The following is an 18012-nucleotide window of genomic DNA, read 5'->3' as shown; positions in this document are numbered from 1 at the left end:
TATCGGTCGATCACGAATCCTTCTCTTTGACGCATTGAATTATCCGGCCGTATCGACTTCCCTATGGAGACACCGGCGAACAAGGCACATAGTGAAATGCCCGGCACCAGGAGGCAGCATGACCAATCGCAGGACGCGGGGCGGCAGAATAGTGCTGGCCGGTGTTCTCGCCGCCATTTCCGTGGGCATTCCCCAGCAGCGCGCGGCGGCCGAACGGAGCACACCCCCGGCCCGGCCGGAGCAGAGCGCGACCGGCACCGTCGTACGCGTCCAGGTGCACGCGAAATCACTGGAGAGAAACCTCGAGGGCGACTCACCCGACCGCGACGTCTCGATCTACCTGCCTCCCGGTTACCGGTCGGGCCGGAGCTACCCAGTCCTCTACATGCTGCACGGGTTCACGGAGACGGATCTGAGCTACTTCGGGCCAGGGGCGGGGACGCACATCCCGACCCTCGCCGATCGGGCGATCCGGGCCGGCGCCTCGAAAGAGATGATCATCGTCACGCCGAACGCGATGACCGTCTATGGGGGCGGCAACTACTCCAGCGGGGCGACCACCGGCGACTGGGAGACCTTCGTCGCGCGGGAACTGGTGTCGTACGTCGACGCGCACTTCCGCACGATCCGCCGCCCCGAGGCCCGCGGACTGGCAGGTCACTCCATGGGCGGCTACGGTGCGTTGAGAATCGGCATGAAGCACCCCGACGTCTTCTCGGCGCTCTACGTGCTGAGTTCGTGCTGCATCTCGCCCACCAGCAACATCCCGGACACCCCGGAGGAGATCGCCGCGTTCGAGGCGCTCAAGGCGCCGCCCGAGCACTACAGCCAGATCCCCGCGAGCATCAGGAGCGCGGTCGCCGCGGCGGCGTCGTGGGCGCCCAACCCCAAGAACCCGCCGCTCTACTACGACTCGCCCTTCAGGAACGGCGAGCCCCAGGCGTCGGTCCTGGCCCGGATGACCGCCAACCGGCCGCTGGCCATGGTCGACCAGTACGTCGGCAACCTGAGGAGGCAGGACATCGCCTTCGACGTCGGCGACCAGGACACGAACATCGCGGCGAATCTCACCGAGTTCGATCGCATTCTGAGCGACTACGGCGTTCCGCACACCTTCGAAATCTACCGCGGCAATCACACCAACCGAATTCCCGAGCGAATCGAGACGAAAGTGCTCCCGTTCTTCTCGGAGCATTTGTCGCGGGCGGCCGGTAGGTGACCTCGTGCATTTCAAGGAGATTCTTCATGGGCAGCCACGGATTCAGGAGGCATGCGATTTGAGCGCGCCCGGCGGCATCACTCCCACCCACGCGCAGGCGTTCGCCGAGGCCGTCGCGGAAACCGGGTGCACCCATGTCTTCGGCCTCATGGGCGACGGCAACATGCACCTGTTCATCGCGCTCCGGCGCCGCGGGGTGGATGTGGTCGAGGTCCGGCACGAGAGCGCGGCGGTGGCCATGGCCGAGGGATACGGGTGGTCGTCGGGACGTACCGGGATCTGCTCGGTGACGCACGGTCCCGGGCTCAGCCACGTGGCGACCTCGTTGCTCGTGGCCGCCCGCAACCGGTCGCCACTCGTCCTCGTCGCGGCGGAGACGCCCGCGGGCTATCAGGGAGCCCAGACCTTCGACCAGGCCTCCTTCGCCGCCTCGTGCGAGGCGGTCTACCGGCGGATGACGCCAGGTGAGAGCCCGGCCGCGGCCTTCGGCGACGCGATCGCCCGCGCGCGGGCCGAGTCGAGGCCCGTCGTGCTCGGCGTCGCCGCCGACCTCCTGACCTCCCCCGTGGACGAGCAGAGCGTCGCGCCCTGCCGCACCCACGCGCCGCCCCCGCGCGGCGACGACGTGGCCGCCGCCGGACGGCTGGCCCGCCTTCTCGCCGCATCGGCGCGTCCCGTGCTGATCGCGGGGCGCGGCGCCGTGGACGGTGTGTCCCCCGGCCTGCTGCGGACGCTGGCCGACCGCTTCGGCGCCGGTCTGGCGACGACGCTGCCCGCCAAGGGGCTGTTCGACGGCCACCGTCTCGACCTGGGGATCGCCGGAGGGCTGGCGCATCCCGCGGCCGAGCGCGTCCTGGGTCGCGCCGACCTGGTCGTGGCGATCGGCGCCACCATGGGCCGCAGCACCACGCAATCGGCGCGTCTGTTCGCCGAGGCCCACGTCGTGAGAGTCGTCAGCGAGTCCGCCGGCGCCGGGAAGACCGAGACCCTGCACGGCGACGCGGCCGGAACCCTGGAGCAGGTGGTCTCCCTGACGCGCTCCGCGGCCGGCCGGCAGCCGTGGTTCACACCGGTCGGCCCGTCCGCCGACTGCTGGCGTGGGGACCTGCGCGACTTCGCCCCGCCGATCCCGGACGGCACGGTCGATCCCCGGCGGGCGCTGGCGGAGATCGACGAGCACATCCCCGAAGACGCGAACGTGGTCATCAGCAACGGGCACTGCTCGGGCTTCGCCGCCGCGTTCGTCACCGCGCCAGCGAAGGGCCGGTTCTTCGCCGCGCAGGGTTTCGGGTCCATCGGGCAGGCGCTCACGACGGCGATCGGCGTGGCACTCGGCGCTCCCGGGCGCAAGACCGTGGTCTTCGAAGGGGACGCCGCGTTCATGATGCACGCGGCGGAGCTCGACACGGCGGCGCGGGCCGGAGCGGATCTGACCGTGTTCGTCCTCAACGACCAGGCTCTGGGCACCGAGTATCAGCGACTCAACCTGGAAGGCGGCGACGCCGGCGCGGCCATCGTGCCGCCTCCCGATCTGGCCGCGCTCGGGAGCGCGCTCGGCGCCCGCGCCTCGACGATCAGCGGGGTGAACGCCCATGCGATCGCCGAGGCGGCGCTGGGGTCCGGCCTCGCGCTGGTCGACGTACGTACGGCACGGTCGGTGCTCAGCCGGCACATGCGGCTGCCATCCGCGCGGAAGGCGACATGACACCGCGTGTCCCGGAAAACTGGCAACGTTCCAAATATGATCATTTATCCGGAATGGTCGGAACAGAGGCTTGATCTGTTCCATCCTTGGCCACGCAAGGCGGCTCCGCTTCGGCGGAGCCGTATCGAGAGTCAAGGGAGTTTCATGATCAACCGATATCGGGCGCTCCTGGCAACGGTGGCGGGCCTCGCCACGCTGGGCACCGCTGTCGTCGCGCCCTTACCGGCGTCCGCCGCGGCACCGGTCAGCGTGACCTTCGCCGCCGCGGAGGACGTGTTCATCAGCCAGGCCGAACCCGCCAAGAGCTTCGCCGCCGCGACCTGGGTGAGCGTCTGCGGCGCCGGCTGCGGCAGCGCCACCGCGGGGCAGCGCATCGCCCTGGCCCGCTTCAAGGTCACCGGCATCCCGGAGGACGCCGAGGACGTCAAGGTCACCCTCGACGTCGTCTCCGCCAGGACGACCGACACCACCGTCTCCGCCCGCCAGGTGACGGGCTCGTGGACCGAGGCCGCCACGACCTGGAACACCCGGCCGGCCGTCGGCGAGAGCGTCATCGCCTCGCACACGGGCTTCACGACCGGCGCGACGGCCAAACTGGACGTCTCGTCCGCCGTCGAGGGTGACGGCACTTACGCGTTCGCCCTCACGGGGACGTCCGCCACGACGACCGTCCTGATGTCCTCGCGTGAGACCGGGAACCGCGGGCCGAAGCTCACCGTCACCTACACCGAGGGGAGCGGGGAGGACGAGCAGACCGACGGGCCGCTGCCCTTCACCCTCGCCGGTACGGCGGCGCTGCGGGCCTCGGGCAAGAAGGTCTTCGCGCACTACTTCACCCCCTACCCGCTCTCGCTCGACAACCAGGCACCGGAAAACGATTACTACGCCAGGAACTACCTCAAGCCGGAAGGCGAGAGCGGCAAGCACGCCGCGTACGGCGGCCTGCTCCGCGACCGGCCGCTGGGACGTGGCCCGCTCACCGGCGACTACGCGGTGGCGGACTTCAAGACCGAGGTGAAGCAGGCCATCGCCGCAGGGCTGGACGGCTTCACCGTCGACATCCTGTCGGTGACCAGCGCGCACTGGACCCGGGTGCAGAACCTCATCAAGGCCGCCGAAGCCGTCGACCCCGGCTTCAAGATCGTGCTCATGCCGGACACCAACGGACTGGCCTCGGTGGACGGCGCCGCACTGGCCACGGCCATGGCCAAGCTCGCCGCCTCGAAGTCGGTCTATCGCCTCGCCGACAACCGCCTGGTCGTGGCGCCGTTCAAGGCCGAAGGCCGGACCGCCGCCTGGTGGTCCGACTGGATGAAGACCATGGAGACGGAGCACGGGATCAAGGTGGCCCTGGTGCCCTGCTTCCTCGACTTCAACAAGCACCGTGACGCCTTCGCCTCGATCAGCTACGGCTTCTCGAACTGGGGCAACCGCAACCCGGCGGGCAACGCCGGCCTGGGCACCAACATCGACCGCGCCCACGGCATGGACAAGATCTGGATGCAGCCGGTGTCGGTCCAGGACGAGCGTCCGAACCAGGGCATCTTCGACGAGGCCGGCAACACCGAGAACCTCCGGGCCTCGTGGAAGGGTGCGATCGACGGCAAGGCCGACTGGGTCCAGCTCACCACCTGGAACGACTACTCGGAGAACACCCAGTTCGCCCCCTCCAGGAACGCGGGGTGGACCTATCTGGACATCAACGCCTACTACCTGACCTGCTACAAGCTCGGCTGCCCGAAGGTCACCAAGGACGTGGCGTACCTGACCCACAGGATCCAGCCGGTCGCGGCGGCGCCGTCGTACGCGCAGACCAAGCTCATGAAGCTGCGCGGTGGCAGCACGGCGGCCCGCGACACGGTCGAGGTGCTGACCATGCTGACCGCGGCGGGCAAGGTGTCCGTCACGGTCGGCGGCACGACGCAGACCTATGACGCGCCCGCCGGAGTGTCGGCCAAGACGCTCCCGCTGCAGGCGGGCACCGCCTCGGCCACGGTGACCAGGGGTTCCGCCACGGTCGCCAAGGTCGTCTCGCCGTACGCGATCACCGCGGCGCCGTACGTACAGGACCTGCACTATCGCGCGGCCTCCAGCGCGCGCTGACCACGGGACGCCAGATCCCCGGACCGGTCGGGGGTCTGGCTCCGCGCTCGTCCGGACTCCCCTCGGCTGAGCCTCACAGGGCGCGAAGCTCGCGCCGGAGGACGAATCCGACCCTCCCATCCTTCCGACTCCGGCCGTGCGCGGGGTTCTGAGCCATCCGCTGACGCAGGCGTTCGCCCTGGTCGGCGTGCCGGCGACCATCCGCCAGGCGGCCGTCGCCGCCCTCGGCCTCGGCGAATCACCCCGGCGAACGCGCTCCTGCTCGCCTGACGGGAGCGGCGCTGGTCACCGTCCCGCCGGGAGGGGTCGGCGGCGAGTCCCGGCCTGCCCGACGACGCCTCCGGCAACCGCCGAGACCTGGCCGTGTCCGCGCTGGTAACGGCCCCGTACCGTCGTTCTCCCGGCCGGGACGGCGGGTCATGACGCCTCGATGACGTCACCCATTCACGACTATGGGTTGAGTTGACGCCATCATGATGTCATAGTGACGCCATGGACCTTGCTCCGTACGTCGATCACCTCCGCCGCGAACTGGCGATCGCCGCCGCGGCCGGCGGCGAGGAGGCTCGCGCGCTGGCCGAGCGGCTCGCCGCGACGCTCGAGTCGGCCACCCGCCTCGCGCTGCTGGAGGCCCTGTCCGCCGCCGCGGACGAAATCACCCGCGATCTCGCGCCGGGCTCGGTCGAGGTGCGCCTGCGCGGCCGCGACCCCGGCTTCGTCGTGACGCCATCGACGCCCGGCGGGTCGTTCGAGGACGAAGGCGAAAGAGGCCGGCCGTCCGCCCCGCCACCCGCCCCGCCACCGCCGCAACCGGACACCGAAGAGGGCGGCACGTCCCGGATCTCGCTCCGGGTCCCCGAGCAGCTCAAGCCGCGCATCGAAGAGGCGGCCGCCCGGGACGGGCTGTCGGTCAACGCCTGGCTGGTCCGCGCCGTCTCCGCCGCGCTCGACCCCGGCCAGGCGGGCCGGTCCGCCGGCCGGGGCCCGGCTCAGCAGAGCGGCAAGCGCTACAGCGGCTGGGTGCGCTGACGACCATGCAAACCTACGACAAGGGGACCGCGATGCCGGCCTTCGACACCCCCGAACCCATTCTCGTCACCATCGACACGGCGACCGCCACCATCCGGATCAACGCGAGCGACCGCGCCGACACCGTCGTCGAGGTCCGCCCGAGCGACGCGCACAACGACGCCGACGTGCAGGCCGCCCAGCACACCGAGATCGAGTACACCGACGGCCGTCTCCTGGTGCGGACGGACAAGGACTGGGCCGGGTCGACGTCCGGCTGGGGCCTCTCGCTCGACAAACTCGTGGAGTCCCCCACGAGCTGGGCCCGCTCGCTGCTGCACGGCGACGGCTCGATCGACGTGACGATCGACCTGCCGGCGGGCTCCCACGTGGACGCCAAGAGCGCGGCGGGCCTGCGCTGCCGGGGGCCGGTCGGCGAGGTGACGTTCACCACCTCGTACGGCGACATCCGGGTGGAACAGGCCGGCCGGCTGCGGCTGAAGACGACGCACGGCGACATCTCGGTGACCCGGTCGTCCGGGCACGCCGACGTCACGACGACCCACGGCAGCATCCGCATCGGCGAGATCGACGGCACGGCGGTGATCAGGAACTCCCACGGAGAGATCCGCCTGCGCGAGATCACCGGCGAGCTGCGGCTGAACTCCGCCCACGGCGACAGCACCGTCGACCGCGCCCTGGACGGCGTGGCCGCCAAGACCGCGTACGGCAGCGTGCGGATCGGCGAGATCGTGTCCGGCTCGGTCGTCATGGAGACCACCGGCGGCGGGCTGGAGCTCGGGATCCGCGAGGGCACCGCCGCGTGGCTGGACGTGAGCTCGACGTACGGAACCGTGGACGTCTCGCTGGCCCCCAGCGACGGCCCCGGCCCGTCCGACCAGGTCGTCGAGGTGCGGGCGCACACCACCTACGGCGACATCGCCATCCACCATTCCTGACGACGAAGGAGATTGTCATGCCTGACGCGATAGTGGCCGAGGGTCTGGTCAAGACGTACGGCAACGTGACCGCCCTCGACGGAATGGATCTGACCGTTCCCGAGGGGACGGTGTTCGGGCTGCTCGGCCCGAACGGCGCCGGCAAGACCACCACCGTACGGATCTTGACCACGTTACTGAAGCCGGACGCCGGGCGGGCCACGGTGGCCGGGTTCGACGTCGTACGCGACGCGCAGGCGCTGCGCGCCCACATCGGCGCCTCGGGCCAGTACGCCGCCGTCGACGACCACCTCACGGGCGCCGAGAACCTGGAGATGGTCGGCCGTCTCTACCACCTGGGCGTCAAGCGCAGCCGACAGCGCGCCCGCGAACTGCTCGACCGCTTCGACCTGACGGACGCGGCCGACCGGCCGGTGCAGGGTTACTCGGGCGGCATGCGGCGGCGGCTCGACCTGGCCGGCGCCCTGGTCGCCAACCCGCCGGTGCTGTTCCTCGACGAGCCCACCACGGGCCTGGACCCGCGGGCCCGGGCGGGCCTGTGGGACGTCATCTCCGAGCTCGTCACGGGCGGCACGACGGTGCTGCTCACCACCCAGTACATGGAGGAGGCCGACCGGCTCGCCGACCGCATCGCGGTGGTCGACCACGGCCACGTGATCGCGCTCGGCACCGCCGACGAACTCAAGGCCCAGGTCGGCGGCGACCGGATCGAACTGTCGGTGACGAACCTGGCCGACCTGGCGACCGCCACGCGGACGCTGGCGCCGCTGGCCGTGGGCGAGCCGCAGAGCGACGCCGCCACCCTCCAGGTGACGATCCCGGTCGCCGGCGGCGTCGCCGCCCTGACCCAGGCGCTCGGCCACCTGGCCGCCGAGCGGATCGTCGTACGCGATGCCGGGCTGCGCCGGCCGACCCTGGACGACGTGTTCCTGACCCTCACGGGACACCAGGCCGACGAGAAGACCAAGGAGACCGTCCGATGAACACCCTGCAGATGGCCGTCGCCGACGGCGTGACGATCGCCAAGCGCAACGCGTTGAAGATCCGGCGAGCCCCCGACCTGCTGGGCGGCGTCATCATGCTGCCGATCGTGTTCGTGCTGCTCTTCACCTACATCTTCGGCAGCATGATCGACCTGCCCGGCATGTCGTACGGCGAATACCTGCTCCCCGGGATCTTCGTCATGACGATCGTCATGAGCGCGCAGATCACCGGCTACACGCTGACGCAGGACCTGCAGAAGGGCATCTTCGACCGGTTCCGCACGCTGCCGATGTCCCCCTCGGCGGTGCTGACCGGCCAGACCGTCAGCGACGTGATCATGAACGTGACCAGCGTGACCACGATGGCGCTCGTCGGACTGATCGTCGGGTGGCGGGTCCACACCTCGCCGCTTGAGGCCGCGCTGGGATTCGTGATGCTGCTGCTGTTCTCCTACGCCTTCTCCTGGGTGACGGCGACGGTCGCGCTGGCCCTGCGCACGCCTGAGACCTTCAACAACGTGGCCACCATCGTGTCGTTCCCGCTGACCTTCCTGTCCAACGCCTTCGTCGACAGCGCACGCCTGCCCGGGGCGCTGAGGCCGATCGCCGAATGGAACCCGGTCTCCACGCTCGTCCAGGCCGCGCGCGAGCTGTTCGGGAACATCAGCCCGGCCATTCCCGCGCCCACCGCCTGGCCGCTGCGGCACGCGGTGCCGGTGTCGTTCGCGTGGTCGATCGTGATCCTGATCGTGTTCGTGCCGCTGGCCACGCGGCTGTACAAGAGAGCCGTCAGCCGATGAACCGCGCCACGGCGCACGTCTCCGACCAGGATCGTGACACGGCGGTGGAGCTGGTCCAGCAGGCGTACGCGGACGGCCGGCTCACCCCGGCCGAGCTGGAGCAGCGCCTCGAACTGGCGCTCACCGCCACCTCCTTCCAGGAGTTGCGGCCCATCGTCGGCGACCTGCCGGACGAGACGGTCCGGCTCGGGTCCACCGGCGGGCAGATCGTCCGGGCGGGCGACTGGCAGGTGCCGCGCCACCTGCGCATCGACTCCGAGTACGGCAGGGTGCGGCTCGACCTGTCCCGGGCCCTCGTCCGGCATGCACGGGTCGACATCGAGCTCCGGCTCACGTACGGCGGCGCCACGATCATCCTGCCCGCCGGCGCGAGCGCGAACGCCGACGGGGTGCGCACCGAATGGGGCAGCGTGCGCTCCAAGGTGGCGGGCACCCCGCGTCCGGGCCGGCTCCACGTCCAGATCACCGGCGAGCTCCCCTACGGCCGCCTGACCATCCGCACCGCGCGCAGGTGACGCGGGGCTGGTCACGCAGCGCAGGTGACGCAGGGCCCGGATCAGGAGCGTTCGATGACCACGACCGGGATCTCCCTGGCCGCCTTGCGCTGGTAGCCCGTGTAGTTCGGCCAGAGCTCCGCCATGATCTCCCACAGGCGGGGCCGCTCATCCCCGGTCGCCGGTCGGGCCACCGCGTCGAACACGTCGGCGCCGACCTGAATCCGCACCCGCGGCTGGGCGAGCAGGTTGTGGAACCAGAGCGGATGGTCGTCGGCGCCTCCGTTGGAGGCGACCACCAGATAGCGCTCGTCGTCGCGGCCGTAGATGAGCGCGGTCCGGCGGGGCAGCCCTGAGCGGCGGCCGGTGGTGGTGATCAGCAGGGTGGGCGCGCCATGGAAGACGTGACCGCGGGCGCCGTCGGTCTCGACGTATTTCCTGACGTGGTCGGCCACCCACCCGGTCGGGCTGTCGAGGGGCTCGGAGCTCATCGGGCGGCCCCGCCCACGCGACGGTCGGCCCAGTCGCGGACCTTGGAGAACCAGGTGGACGCGGTGCGGTGCAGGTTGAGCACATGCCCGGTGTCAGGAACGACCATGGCCTCCAGTTTGGCACGGGGGCCGTAGAACGGGGCCTCCTGGGCGCGCAGCGCGGCGGAGGAGCGGGCCGGGAGGAGCAGCCGGTCGTGTTCGCCGTTGACGATCAGCACCGGCACCTGGATGTTCTTGTTGATGGAGGGCGGGGTGTAGGAGTCGCCCGGCGGGAAGACGTCGGTGGTCTTGGCGGCCTCGTCGGCGGCGATGGCGTGGGGCGCCGTGTTGGGCCGGTGGTAGAACCAGGTGGCCCGCATGCCGGGGCGGGTGGTGAGGTAGCCGTCGTCGAGTCCCTGCCCGGCGAAGCGCGGATCGTCGGCGGCGCGGTGGATCTGCGCGCCCATCTTCTCGAAGGCGCTCTGGTCGGGCGCGCTCGACTCGCCGGTGAGGATGACGCCGTCGACCTCGGCCGGGTGGGCGGCGGCGATCGTGCGGGCCAGGGTGGAGCCCAGCGAGTGGCCGACCAGGACGACCTTGGCGAAGCGATGGCCGCCGATGCGGCCCGTGCGCAGTCGGTCGATGAGCCGGCGCACGACGATCTGGTGGGTGTCCTGCGTGAAGCGGGTGCTGGGCGGGTGGGTGCTCGCGCCGGTGCCGAGCCGGTCGATGGCCAGGGTGGCGTAGCCGGCCATGGTCATCGTCTCGACGTAGGAGGGCCGCCGCCGGTCGCCGCGCATCTGCCAGTACGCCTGGCCGTAGAAGCCGCCGGGGATGAGCAACTGGACCGTGGCGGCGCGGCCGCGTGGCAGGCACAGGGTGCCGGCCACCCGCTGGTCGGCGGGGCCGCCGGAGGTCATCGCCACGTCGGCGCGAATGGGCTCGCAGGTGGTGGTGGCGGCGTTGGCCGCCGGTGGGGCCAGGGTGAGGGTGAGGAGGAGTGCCGCTGTTGCGGTGGGGACGCGCATGGAGCTCCTTCGGAGGGTAACCAAATTTGGTTAACCAAATTTGGTTATCGAACTATGAGGCATGCGCGCGCTCACCGTCAAACCGGCGCCGGACCGCTCAGGCCGGCGGCTCACCCCGCTCCAGCCGTACGATCAGGCCGCGCGTCCATGCCGCGTCGCCCGCCGCCTGCTTCGCGTGCAGGTCGAACAGCCCCGCCAGGTGCTCCGGACGCGTGCCCTCCCGCGCCGCGGTCACGATCCGCGCCTCCTCGTCCTCCAGGGCGCGCGACCGCTCCTTGAGCAGCGCGATCGTCTCCTCCTTCGGCAGCGCCGACAGGAACGCGAGGGCCGCGCCGAACACCTCCGGACGCCGGTCGGGCACGCTCAACGCGGACCTGAGCAGCCGCAGGAACTCCGCCTCACCCTTGTCGTTGATTGCGTAGTCGACGCGGCCGGGCCACTCGTGCACCTCGGTCGTGTCCAGCAGGCCGTCCTTGGCCAGTTGACGCAGTGCGTGGTAGATCGATCCCGACCTGAGGCCGGCCCATTGCCCGGCCTCCCACGACTCCAGCTCGGCGCCGACCAGATAGCCGTGTGCCAGGCCGAGCCGACGTACCACGCCGAGGACCAGCAGTCGCGTCGCCGACATCGTCTCCCTCACTCGCCGAACGCGGCCCCACCGGGTGACCGCACGCCCTGACCCAGGCTAGACGGGCCACCGGCCGGGAACGTCCACGCTGCGGCGCGAACCCTTGTTTGTTCAGCGGGTCCCCTTGTTTGTTCTGCGCGTCCTGCCACTGTCGGACGACGCGGCGGCCCGCCTACGTTGATGGGCGTCCGCTCCCAACGCTCCACGGGGGACGCCGGGGAATCGGCCGAGGGATTGGACGCAGCACCGCGAAACTCCATGAATTCGCTGTGATCCGGGGGAGGATTCCCTGCCGGCGACGAATTCCGTCGTCGACGGGTGGATCAACACGAGCGCGCCGAATTGTGGCTCTGGCCTTGATTTCGGCACGCCCGAATAACCAGCAAGGGGCATCCTCGTCCGGCGATTCGCAGGCTTTCCGCCATGCCGTCGATTCACGAGGAACATCATGAGGCAGCAGAAACGGCCGTCGACCGCGCCGATGTCACGGGTCCTGCTCACCGTGACGGCGGTGGCGCTCACCGGCTGCGCGCTCTCACCGGAGCCGGCGGCGCGTACGACCGCGGGTGAGCCGGCCGGGATCGAACGCGTCGACCCGGCGGTTCCCGGTTTCACGCTCCCGCTCGACGCCTTCACCCCCTCTCCGGCCCAGCAGCGGATCATCGCCGACGCCTCCACGATCCTGTACCGGAGCTGCATGTCCCGGCTGGGGATCAGGACCGGCGGCGAACGGCCGACGCCGGTCACCACGGAGCCGAACCGCGATCGGTACCTGCTCACCGACGCCGCGGCGGCCCGTACGCGGGGCTACCACCAGCCGGAGCCCGACGCGCCGGGGCGGTCCGAGGGCGAGAGCCTGCCGGCGGAGCACGTCACCGCGGCCACGGGGCGGGGGCCGTACCTGCTGGGCGGCAAGGAGGTCCCGGTGGGCGGCTGCCGGGGCGCGGCCGCCGACGCCCTGAACCCGGCGGGGCCCGCCCCCGACCTGCAGTTCGTCCAGAATCTGCGTGGCCTGACCTGGAACCGGTCGCAGGCCGACGAGCGCGTCCGGCAGGTCTTCGCCGCGTGGTCCGCGTGCATGAAGGACGCCGGCCACCACTACCGGACCCCGTCCGACGCCAACAACGACCCCCGGTTCGCGAGCGCGGAGCCCACCCGGCGCGAGCGGGCCACGGCCGTCGCGGACGTGCGCTGCAAGGAGAGCACCGGCCTGGCGCGGGTGTGGGCGAACGTCGAGGCCGCCTACCAGCGCGAGGCGATCGGCGAGCACGCCGCCCGCCTGGAGCAGGTCAGGAAGGCGGTGGCGGCCCAGGTCGCGGCGGCCACCCGCGTACGCGCGACCGGCTGAGCACCGCCTGCCCCACGAGTGTCCGGGGGCGACCGCTCCCGGCTTCACCCCACGAAGGGATGATCATGGTATTCATCAAGCGCGCGCTCGTCGCCGGGATCCTCGCCGGCGGCGCCCTCATCGCGGGCACGGCCTCGTCCGCCAACGCGGCGTGCACCGACCAGGTGTGCGTCTACGAGGGGCGCGGCGGAGGCGGCACCGTGGCCGGTTTCACCACCGCCGACAACAACTTCAGCAACAACCGCTTCCAGGACGGCTCCGGGGTCAACGATCGGATCTCCTCGATCAGCGCCACCTCGGGCTGCGACCCCATCTTCTACACCGATTCCTTCTGGCGGGGCGACAGCCAGACCGTATGGAGCGACGGGCGGACCTACAACGCCGTCTATGACAACAGGTACAGCTCCTTCCGGTTCAGCTTGACGAGCTGCCACTGATCGGAGCGGCGGAAGTGATCGCGGGCGCGTACGGCCGAAAGCCGTACGCGCCCGCGATATCGCCGTGACAAAGACCGTGTTCGTAATGGTGCCCACGATGGCCCTTGACCGTTGCGGGATATCATGTGCTTTATGGGGCGACCCGAGCGGAAGCTTGACCCGAGCAGCGGCCCATTACACCAGTTCGCTTCCGAGCTCAGGGAACTGCGCGCCAAAGCCGGCACACCGAGTTATCGCCAATTGGCGCGGCGGGCGCATTTCTCGGTCACCGCGCTCGCCGAGGCGGCCAGCGGCACCATGGTCCCGACCCTCGCGGTCACCCTCGCCTATGTGCGCGCCTGCGGCGGGGAGCCGGAACAGTGGGAGGAGCGCTGGCGCCTGCTCAACGAGCAACTGCAGGGCCTGGATCCGGCGGCGGAGGACGGCAAGGCGCCCTATCTCGGGCTGCGCACCTTCCAGCCGCAGGACGCGCGGCTGTTCGCCGGACGCGAGCGGCTGGTGACGACGCTGTGCGAACGACTGCTCGAAGCCTCTTTCCTGGTCGTCGTGGGCCCTTCGGGCTCGGGCAAGTCGTCGCTGCTGCGCGCGGGCCTGCTCCCCGCCCTGGGCGCCGAGGCCGTGGAGGGGAGCGCCGACTGGCCGGTGGCCTTCCTCACGCCCGGCGAACAACCGCTGCGGGCGCTGGCCGGCCGCCTCGCCGACACGGCGGGCCTGGGCGCGGACGCCGTGCTCGGCCTCGTACGCGCGGATCCGCGCAACGCGGCCGGCGTCGTCCGTCAGGTGGCCGGGACGGTCTCCCCCATCCTGGTCGTGGTCGACCAGTTCGAGGAGATCTTCACGCTGTGCCCGGACGAGGCAGAGCGCAGGGCGTTCATCACCGCGCTGGAGTCCGTCGCCGGCGAGCCCTCGTCCCGGGTCGTCGTGGGGGTGCGCGCGGACTTCTACGCCCGGTGCGCCGGATACGCCCAGCTCGTGACCGTGCTGCAGAACGGCCAGTTACTCGTCGGGCCGATGGACGACGACGACCTGCGCGACGTGGTCAAGGTGCCGGCCAGGCGCATGGGCGTACAGGTGAGCGCGGAGCTGGTGGAACTGGTCGTGGACGAGGCGAGGGGGCAGCCGGGAGGGCTGCCGCTGGTCTCGCACGCGCTCCTGGAGACCTGGCGCCGCCGGCGCGGCAACGCGCTCACGGTCGCCGGCTATCGCGCGACGGGCGGGGTGAGCGGCGCGATCGCGCAGACGGCCGAGAGCGTCTACGGCGCTCTGGCCCCGCGCGAACGCGAGCTGGTCCAGCACCTCTTCCTGCGCCTGATCACCCCGGGCGACGGCACGGACGACGCCCGCCGCCGGGCCCCGCGCGCCGAGCTGACCGGGGACGACACGGCCGCCGAGGTGCTCGACCGGCTCATCGCCGCCCGCCTGGTGACGGCCGACGAGGAGAGCGTGACGATCGCGCACGAGGCGCTGATCCACGGCTGGCCCCGGCTGAGCGGCTGGCTGAATGAGAACCGCGAACTGCTGCTCGTCCACCGCCGGCTGACCGAGGCCGCCACCGAGTGGGACCAGCACGGCAGGGACGAGGCGTTCCTGTATCGGGGGGTGCGGCTGTCGGGCTGGGACGGACGTTCCGCCGACCGGCTGAACCTCCTGGAGCAGGCCTTCCTCGACGCCTCCCGCCGCAGCCAGACCATCGCCAGGGCCCGGCGCCGCCGGCTGGCCCGGCTGCTGGTGGGCGCGCTGCTCGCGGTGGTGCTCGTGGTCAGCGTGCTGGCCGGCATCGCCGGGACGCAGGCCCGCGAGGCCGCCGACCAGCGGGACACCGCCGTCTCCCGCCAGCTCGCCGCCGAGGCCCAGGGCGAGCTGCCGCTCAGCCCCGGGCGCGGGCTGCGCCTGGCCAGGCAGGCCTACGGGATGTGGCCGACGGTGGAGGCCGAGACGGCCCTGCGGCAGGCGCTGATCGAGGATCGGCTGCTGGTCACGCTGCCGGGGTTCCGGCGTACGCTCGGCGTCGCCTTCGCCCCCGGCGGTGACCGGGTCGCCGTCACCACGGTCGACGGGCTCGTACGAGTGTGGGCCTGGCAGGGCGACCACCTGTCCGCGCAGCCGCCGGTCGAACTGCGCGGGCACAAGGGCGAGGTGTGGAGCCCCTCCTTCAGCCGGGACGGCCGCCGGCTGGCGACCGCCGGCCTGGACGGCACCGTACGGGTGTGGGACCTGGCGGGCGGCGCGGACCCGGTCGTGCTCCGCGGGCACAAGGGCCCGGTCTGGAACGTGGTGTTCGGGCCCGACGGGCGGCGCGTGGTCTCCTCGGGCGACGACGGCAGCGTACGGGTGTGGGACCTGACCGGCCGCGCGGACCCGATCGTCATGAAGGCCCACGAGGGCGCGGCGTCGGGCCTGGCCGTCAGCCCCGACGGGCGGTACGTGGCCTCGGGCGGCGGCGACACCCTGGTCCGGGTCTGGGACCTCAGGAGCCGGGCGGACCCCGTCGTGCTCCGTGGGCACACGGACGCGGTCAAGCGCATGGCGTTCAGCCCCGACGGGACCCTGCTGGCCACCCCTGACGTCGGCGGCACCATCAGGGTCTGGACGATGGGCAAGCGTGGCGCCGAGCCGGTCGTGCTGCGCGGGCACGAGGGCAGCGTGGAGGGGGTGGCGTTCAGCCGCGACGGGCACCGCCTGGCCACCGCGGGCGACGACGGCTCGATCCGCGTCTTCAACCCCGCCGGCGGCGGGGATCCGCTGGTGCTGCGCGGCCACGACCGGGTGGTGTGGAACGCGGAGTTCAGCGCGGACGGACGCCGCCTGGTCAGCGTCGGCGACGACGGCACCATCCGCGTCTGGGACGCCATGGTCATGGGCGAGCCCGTCATCCTGCACGGCCACCGCGGCGCGGTGTGGAACCTGTGCCTGTCGCCCGACGGGACGATGATCGCCAGCGCCGGCGACGACGCCACCGTCCGCCTGTGGGACACCACCGGCACGGCCGAGCCCCGCGTGCTGAGCGGCCACAAGGGCGGGGTGTACGGCGTGTCCTTCGGCCCCGGCGGCCGGCTGCTGGCCACCGGGAGCGGCGACAGCACCGTACGCCTGTGGGACCTCACCGGCGCGGCCAAACCCCGGGTGCTGAGCGGGCACACCCAGCCGGTCGGCGCCGTGGCCTTCAGCCCCGACGGACGCCACGTGGCCAGCGTCAGCAACGACGGAACCCTGCGCGTCTGGCCGGTCGACGAGGCGGGCGAGCCTCGGGTGATCGAGGTCAGCCCCGAGATGCTCCGGTACGTCGCCTACAGCCCCGACGGCCGCCTCGTGGCCACGGCCGGGCTGGACGGCCTCGTCCGCCTGTACGACACGGCCTCGTTCGGCCCGCCGACGGTGCTGCGCGGGCACGAGGGCATGGTGTGGGAGGTGCGGTTCAGCGCGGACGGGCGGCGCCTGGTCAGCGTGGGCACCGACGCCACCGTCCGCTTATGGGACATCCCCGCCCGCGGCGGCGCCCCTGTCGTGCTCCGCGGGCACCAGGGGGCGGTCTGGCAGGCGGCCTTGGCCCCGGACGGCCGCTGGGTGGCCGCGGGAGGGCACGACGACACGGTACGCATCTGGCACGACGGCAGGCCGGGCACTCCCCTGGCCGTCAGCGGGTTCGCCGCCAGCGTGGAGGCCATCACCTTCCGCCCGCCCACCGCTCTGGGGGACACCGCCGTACGGCTGGCCACCGCGCACGGGGACGGCACCGTACGCCTGTGGACCTGCGACGCCTGCGCCCCGATCGAGCGCGTCCTCGGCGAGGCCGACTCCCGTCTCGCCACTCCCACCGCGTCTCCACGATGAGGAACCCGCACGGCCGCTAGGGTGACTCCGGCGATTCGGGGGTGAGCAGGCGCTGGTTGAACGCCTCCGCCACGGCGGCGGCGCGGTCTCTGACGCCGAGCTTGGCGTAGATGTTCAGCAGGTGACTCTTGACCGTGGCCTCGGTGATGAACAGCCGGGCGGCCACCTCACGGTTGGTGTTGCCGGCCGCCACGTGTTCGAGCACCTCGAGCTCCCGCTGGCTGAGCAGTTGCGGCGCGGGCGTCCTGACCCGGTTCATCAGCCAGGCGGCCACCGAGGGAGAGAGCGCTGTCTCTCCCCTGGCCGCGGCCCGCGCACCGCGCAGCAGCTCCTCCCGGGGTGAGTCCTTGAGCAGATAGCCGGTCGCGCCCGCCTCGATCGCCGGCAGGACGTGGGCGTCGGTGTCGTAGGTGGTCAGCACCAGCACGCGCGCCGTGACGCCGCGCCTGGTCAGCTCGGTGATCGCGGTCAGCCCGTCCATGCCCGGCATGCGCAGGTCCATCAGGACCACGTCGGGCCGCAGCTCCTCGGCGAGCCGCACGGCCGTGGCGCCGTCGGCGGCCTCGCCCACCACCTCGAATCCCGGCGCGGCGGCGAACATGCTGGTCAGCCCGTCTCTGACGACGGGATGATCGTCCGCGATCAGCAACCGGATCGGGGGCTCGGTCATCGGTGGCTCCCTGCCGGCTTCACGACCACCCTGCTCACATCCCTCTCTCCGCGCCGAGTCTATTGCCGGCGGAACCGGCGGACCGCGACGGCCGGGCACATGACCGATGCCGGTGGCCCGCGGGCGTCCTCCCGGGCTCGGGCCCGTCGTCGGCCCGATGCGTTCAGCCTGCTACGAAGGCCCTGCCCGCAACACCGGCCAGTGGGCCGGACCTGGCCGCCGAACGGCGGGGCGCCGGGCTCCACCGGACGGTGGCGGCCACCGGGCGGCCGAGGCCGGCGAGCTGGCGGTTGCCGAGGCGGACCCGGATCCTGCGCCGCAGGTAGGCG

General features: G+C 71.7%; 15 protein-coding genes. 11 read left to right on the top strand and 4 right to left on the bottom strand.

Annotated features, from left to right (window positions below; all coding sequences use genetic code 11):
• The first annotated feature begins 118 nt into the window (after window positions 1-118).
• From AB0I15_RS49045 to AB0I15_RS49010, 8 genes are all read left to right on the top strand, one after another.
• A complete protein-coding gene (locus AB0I15_RS49045; protein WP_358113051.1) occupies window positions 119-1219 on the top strand; it encodes an alpha/beta hydrolase-fold protein in 1101 nt (366 codons plus the stop codon).
• Between the two features lie 58 nt (window positions 1220-1277).
• Window positions 1278-2924, top strand: coding sequence for a thiamine pyrophosphate-binding protein (locus tag AB0I15_RS49040; RefSeq protein WP_358113049.1), 1647 nt, complete (start codon window positions 1278-1280; stop codon window positions 2922-2924).
• A gap of 144 nt (window positions 2925-3068) precedes the next feature.
• Window positions 3069-5027 carry an endo-1,3-alpha-glucanase family glycosylhydrolase gene (locus AB0I15_RS49035; RefSeq protein WP_358113047.1) on the top strand — a complete coding sequence of 653 codons (1959 nt, stop codon included), beginning with the start codon at window positions 3069-3071 and terminating at the stop codon, window positions 5025-5027.
• A gap of 492 nt (window positions 5028-5519) precedes the next feature.
• Window positions 5520-6056, top strand: a complete 537-nt coding sequence (locus tag AB0I15_RS49030) for a toxin-antitoxin system HicB family antitoxin (RefSeq protein WP_358113045.1) — start codon at window positions 5520-5522, stop codon at window positions 6054-6056.
• Between the two features lie 5 nt (window positions 6057-6061).
• The gene (locus AB0I15_RS49025) at window positions 6062-6994 is read left to right on the top strand and encodes a DUF4097 family beta strand repeat-containing protein (RefSeq protein ID WP_358113043.1); all 933 of its coding nucleotides are present in this window, start codon (window positions 6062-6064) and stop codon (window positions 6992-6994) included.
• A gap of 17 nt (window positions 6995-7011) precedes the next feature.
• The gene (locus AB0I15_RS49020; protein WP_358113041.1) at window positions 7012-7977 is read left to right on the top strand and encodes an ATP-binding cassette domain-containing protein; all 966 of its coding nucleotides are present in this window, start codon (window positions 7012-7014) and stop codon (window positions 7975-7977) included.
• A complete protein-coding gene (locus tag AB0I15_RS49015) occupies window positions 7974-8777 on the top strand; it encodes an ABC transporter permease (protein WP_358113039.1) in 804 nt (267 codons plus the stop codon). The genes AB0I15_RS49020 and AB0I15_RS49015 overlap by 4 nt, the downstream gene beginning before the upstream one ends.
• Window positions 8774-9292: a DUF1707 domain-containing protein gene (locus AB0I15_RS49010; protein ID WP_358113037.1), complete on the top strand. Its 519-nt coding sequence runs from the start codon at window positions 8774-8776 to the stop codon at window positions 9290-9292. Before AB0I15_RS49015 ends, AB0I15_RS49010 begins: the two co-directional genes overlap by 4 nt.
• A gap of 41 nt (window positions 9293-9333) precedes the next feature.
• On the opposite strand, the gene AB0I15_RS49005 is transcribed toward AB0I15_RS49010, so the two are convergent.
• From AB0I15_RS49005 to AB0I15_RS48995, 3 genes are all read right to left on the bottom strand, one after another.
• The gene (locus AB0I15_RS49005; protein WP_358113035.1) at window positions 9334-9762 is read right to left on the bottom strand and encodes a nitroreductase family deazaflavin-dependent oxidoreductase; all 429 of its coding nucleotides are present in this window, start codon (window positions 9760-9762) and stop codon (window positions 9334-9336) included.
• Entirely contained in the window at window positions 9759-10769 is a 1011-nt protein-coding gene (locus AB0I15_RS49000) for an alpha/beta fold hydrolase (RefSeq protein WP_358113033.1), read from the bottom strand. The genes AB0I15_RS49005 and AB0I15_RS49000 overlap by 4 nt, the downstream gene beginning before the upstream one ends.
• Before the next feature lie 97 nt (window positions 10770-10866).
• On the bottom strand, window positions 10867-11397 hold the full coding sequence (locus AB0I15_RS48995) for a PadR family transcriptional regulator (protein WP_358113031.1): 531 nt from the start codon (window positions 11395-11397) through the stop codon (window positions 10867-10869).
• 448 nt (window positions 11398-11845) lie between these two features.
• On the opposite strand from AB0I15_RS48995, the gene AB0I15_RS48990 reads away from it, so the two are divergent.
• The 3 genes from AB0I15_RS48990 (at window position 11846) to AB0I15_RS48980 (ending at window position 17013) form a co-directional block, all read left to right on the top strand.
• Complete coding sequence (locus AB0I15_RS48990) at window positions 11846-12745, top strand: hypothetical protein (protein ID WP_358113029.1); 900 nt, start codon at window positions 11846-11848, stop codon at window positions 12743-12745.
• A 65-nt stretch (window positions 12746-12810) separates the two neighbouring features.
• Window positions 12811-13182, top strand: a complete 372-nt coding sequence (locus AB0I15_RS48985; RefSeq protein ID WP_358113027.1) for a peptidase inhibitor family I36 protein — start codon at window positions 12811-12813, stop codon at window positions 13180-13182.
• A gap of 240 nt (window positions 13183-13422) precedes the next feature.
• Window positions 13423-17013: a hypothetical protein gene (locus AB0I15_RS48980; RefSeq protein WP_358113025.1), complete on the top strand. Its 3591-nt coding sequence runs from the start codon at window positions 13423-13425 to the stop codon at window positions 17011-17013.
• Window positions 17014-17029: 16 nt separating this feature from the next.
• Here the strand turns inward: AB0I15_RS48980 and AB0I15_RS48975 are convergent, their stop codons facing one another.
• Entirely contained in the window at window positions 17030-17683 is a 654-nt protein-coding gene (locus AB0I15_RS48975) for a response regulator transcription factor (protein WP_358113022.1), read from the bottom strand.
• Between the last annotated feature and the right edge of the window lie 329 nt (window positions 17684-18012).

It is taken from the genome of Nonomuraea sp. NPDC050643 (assembly GCF_040654715.1).
Taxonomy (GTDB): domain Bacteria; phylum Actinomycetota; class Actinomycetes; order Streptosporangiales; family Streptosporangiaceae; genus Nonomuraea.
This window is presented reverse-complemented; position numbering and strand designations above follow the sequence as displayed.

What these genes read in the sequence shown, in the direction of transcription:
- AB0I15_RS49045 (WP_358113051.1), top strand. Translation starts at nt 119, where the DNA reads ATGACCAATCGCAGGACGCGGGGCGGCAGAATAGTGCTGGCCGGTGTT.
- AB0I15_RS49035 (WP_358113047.1), top strand. Translation starts at nt 3,069, where the DNA reads ATGATCAACCGATATCGGGCGCTCCTGGCAACGGTGGCGGGCCTCGCC.
- AB0I15_RS49030 (WP_358113045.1), top strand. Translation starts at nt 5,520, where the DNA reads ATGGACCTTGCTCCGTACGTCGATCACCTCCGCCGCGAACTGGCGATC.
- AB0I15_RS49025 (WP_358113043.1), top strand. Translation starts at nt 6,062, where the DNA reads ATGCAAACCTACGACAAGGGGACCGCGATGCCGGCCTTCGACACCCCC.
- AB0I15_RS49020 (WP_358113041.1), top strand. Translation starts at nt 7,012, where the DNA reads ATGCCTGACGCGATAGTGGCCGAGGGTCTGGTCAAGACGTACGGCAAC.
- AB0I15_RS49015 (WP_358113039.1), top strand. Translation starts at nt 7,974, where the DNA reads ATGAACACCCTGCAGATGGCCGTCGCCGACGGCGTGACGATCGCCAAG.
- AB0I15_RS49010 (WP_358113037.1), top strand. Translation starts at nt 8,774, where the DNA reads ATGAACCGCGCCACGGCGCACGTCTCCGACCAGGATCGTGACACGGCG.
- AB0I15_RS49005 (WP_358113035.1), bottom strand. Translation starts at nt 9,762, where the DNA reads ATGAGCTCCGAGCCCCTCGACAGCCCGACCGGGTGGGTGGCCGACCAC.
- AB0I15_RS49000 (WP_358113033.1), bottom strand. Translation starts at nt 10,769, where the DNA reads ATGCGCGTCCCCACCGCAACAGCGGCACTCCTCCTCACCCTCACCCTG.
- AB0I15_RS48995 (WP_358113031.1), bottom strand. Translation starts at nt 11,397, where the DNA reads ATGTCGGCGACGCGACTGCTGGTCCTCGGCGTGGTACGTCGGCTCGGC.
- AB0I15_RS48990 (WP_358113029.1), top strand. Translation starts at nt 11,846, where the DNA reads ATGAGGCAGCAGAAACGGCCGTCGACCGCGCCGATGTCACGGGTCCTG.
- AB0I15_RS48985 (WP_358113027.1), top strand. Translation starts at nt 12,811, where the DNA reads ATGGTATTCATCAAGCGCGCGCTCGTCGCCGGGATCCTCGCCGGCGGC.
- AB0I15_RS48975 (WP_358113022.1), bottom strand. Translation starts at nt 17,683, where the DNA reads ATGACCGAGCCCCCGATCCGGTTGCTGATCGCGGACGATCATCCCGTC.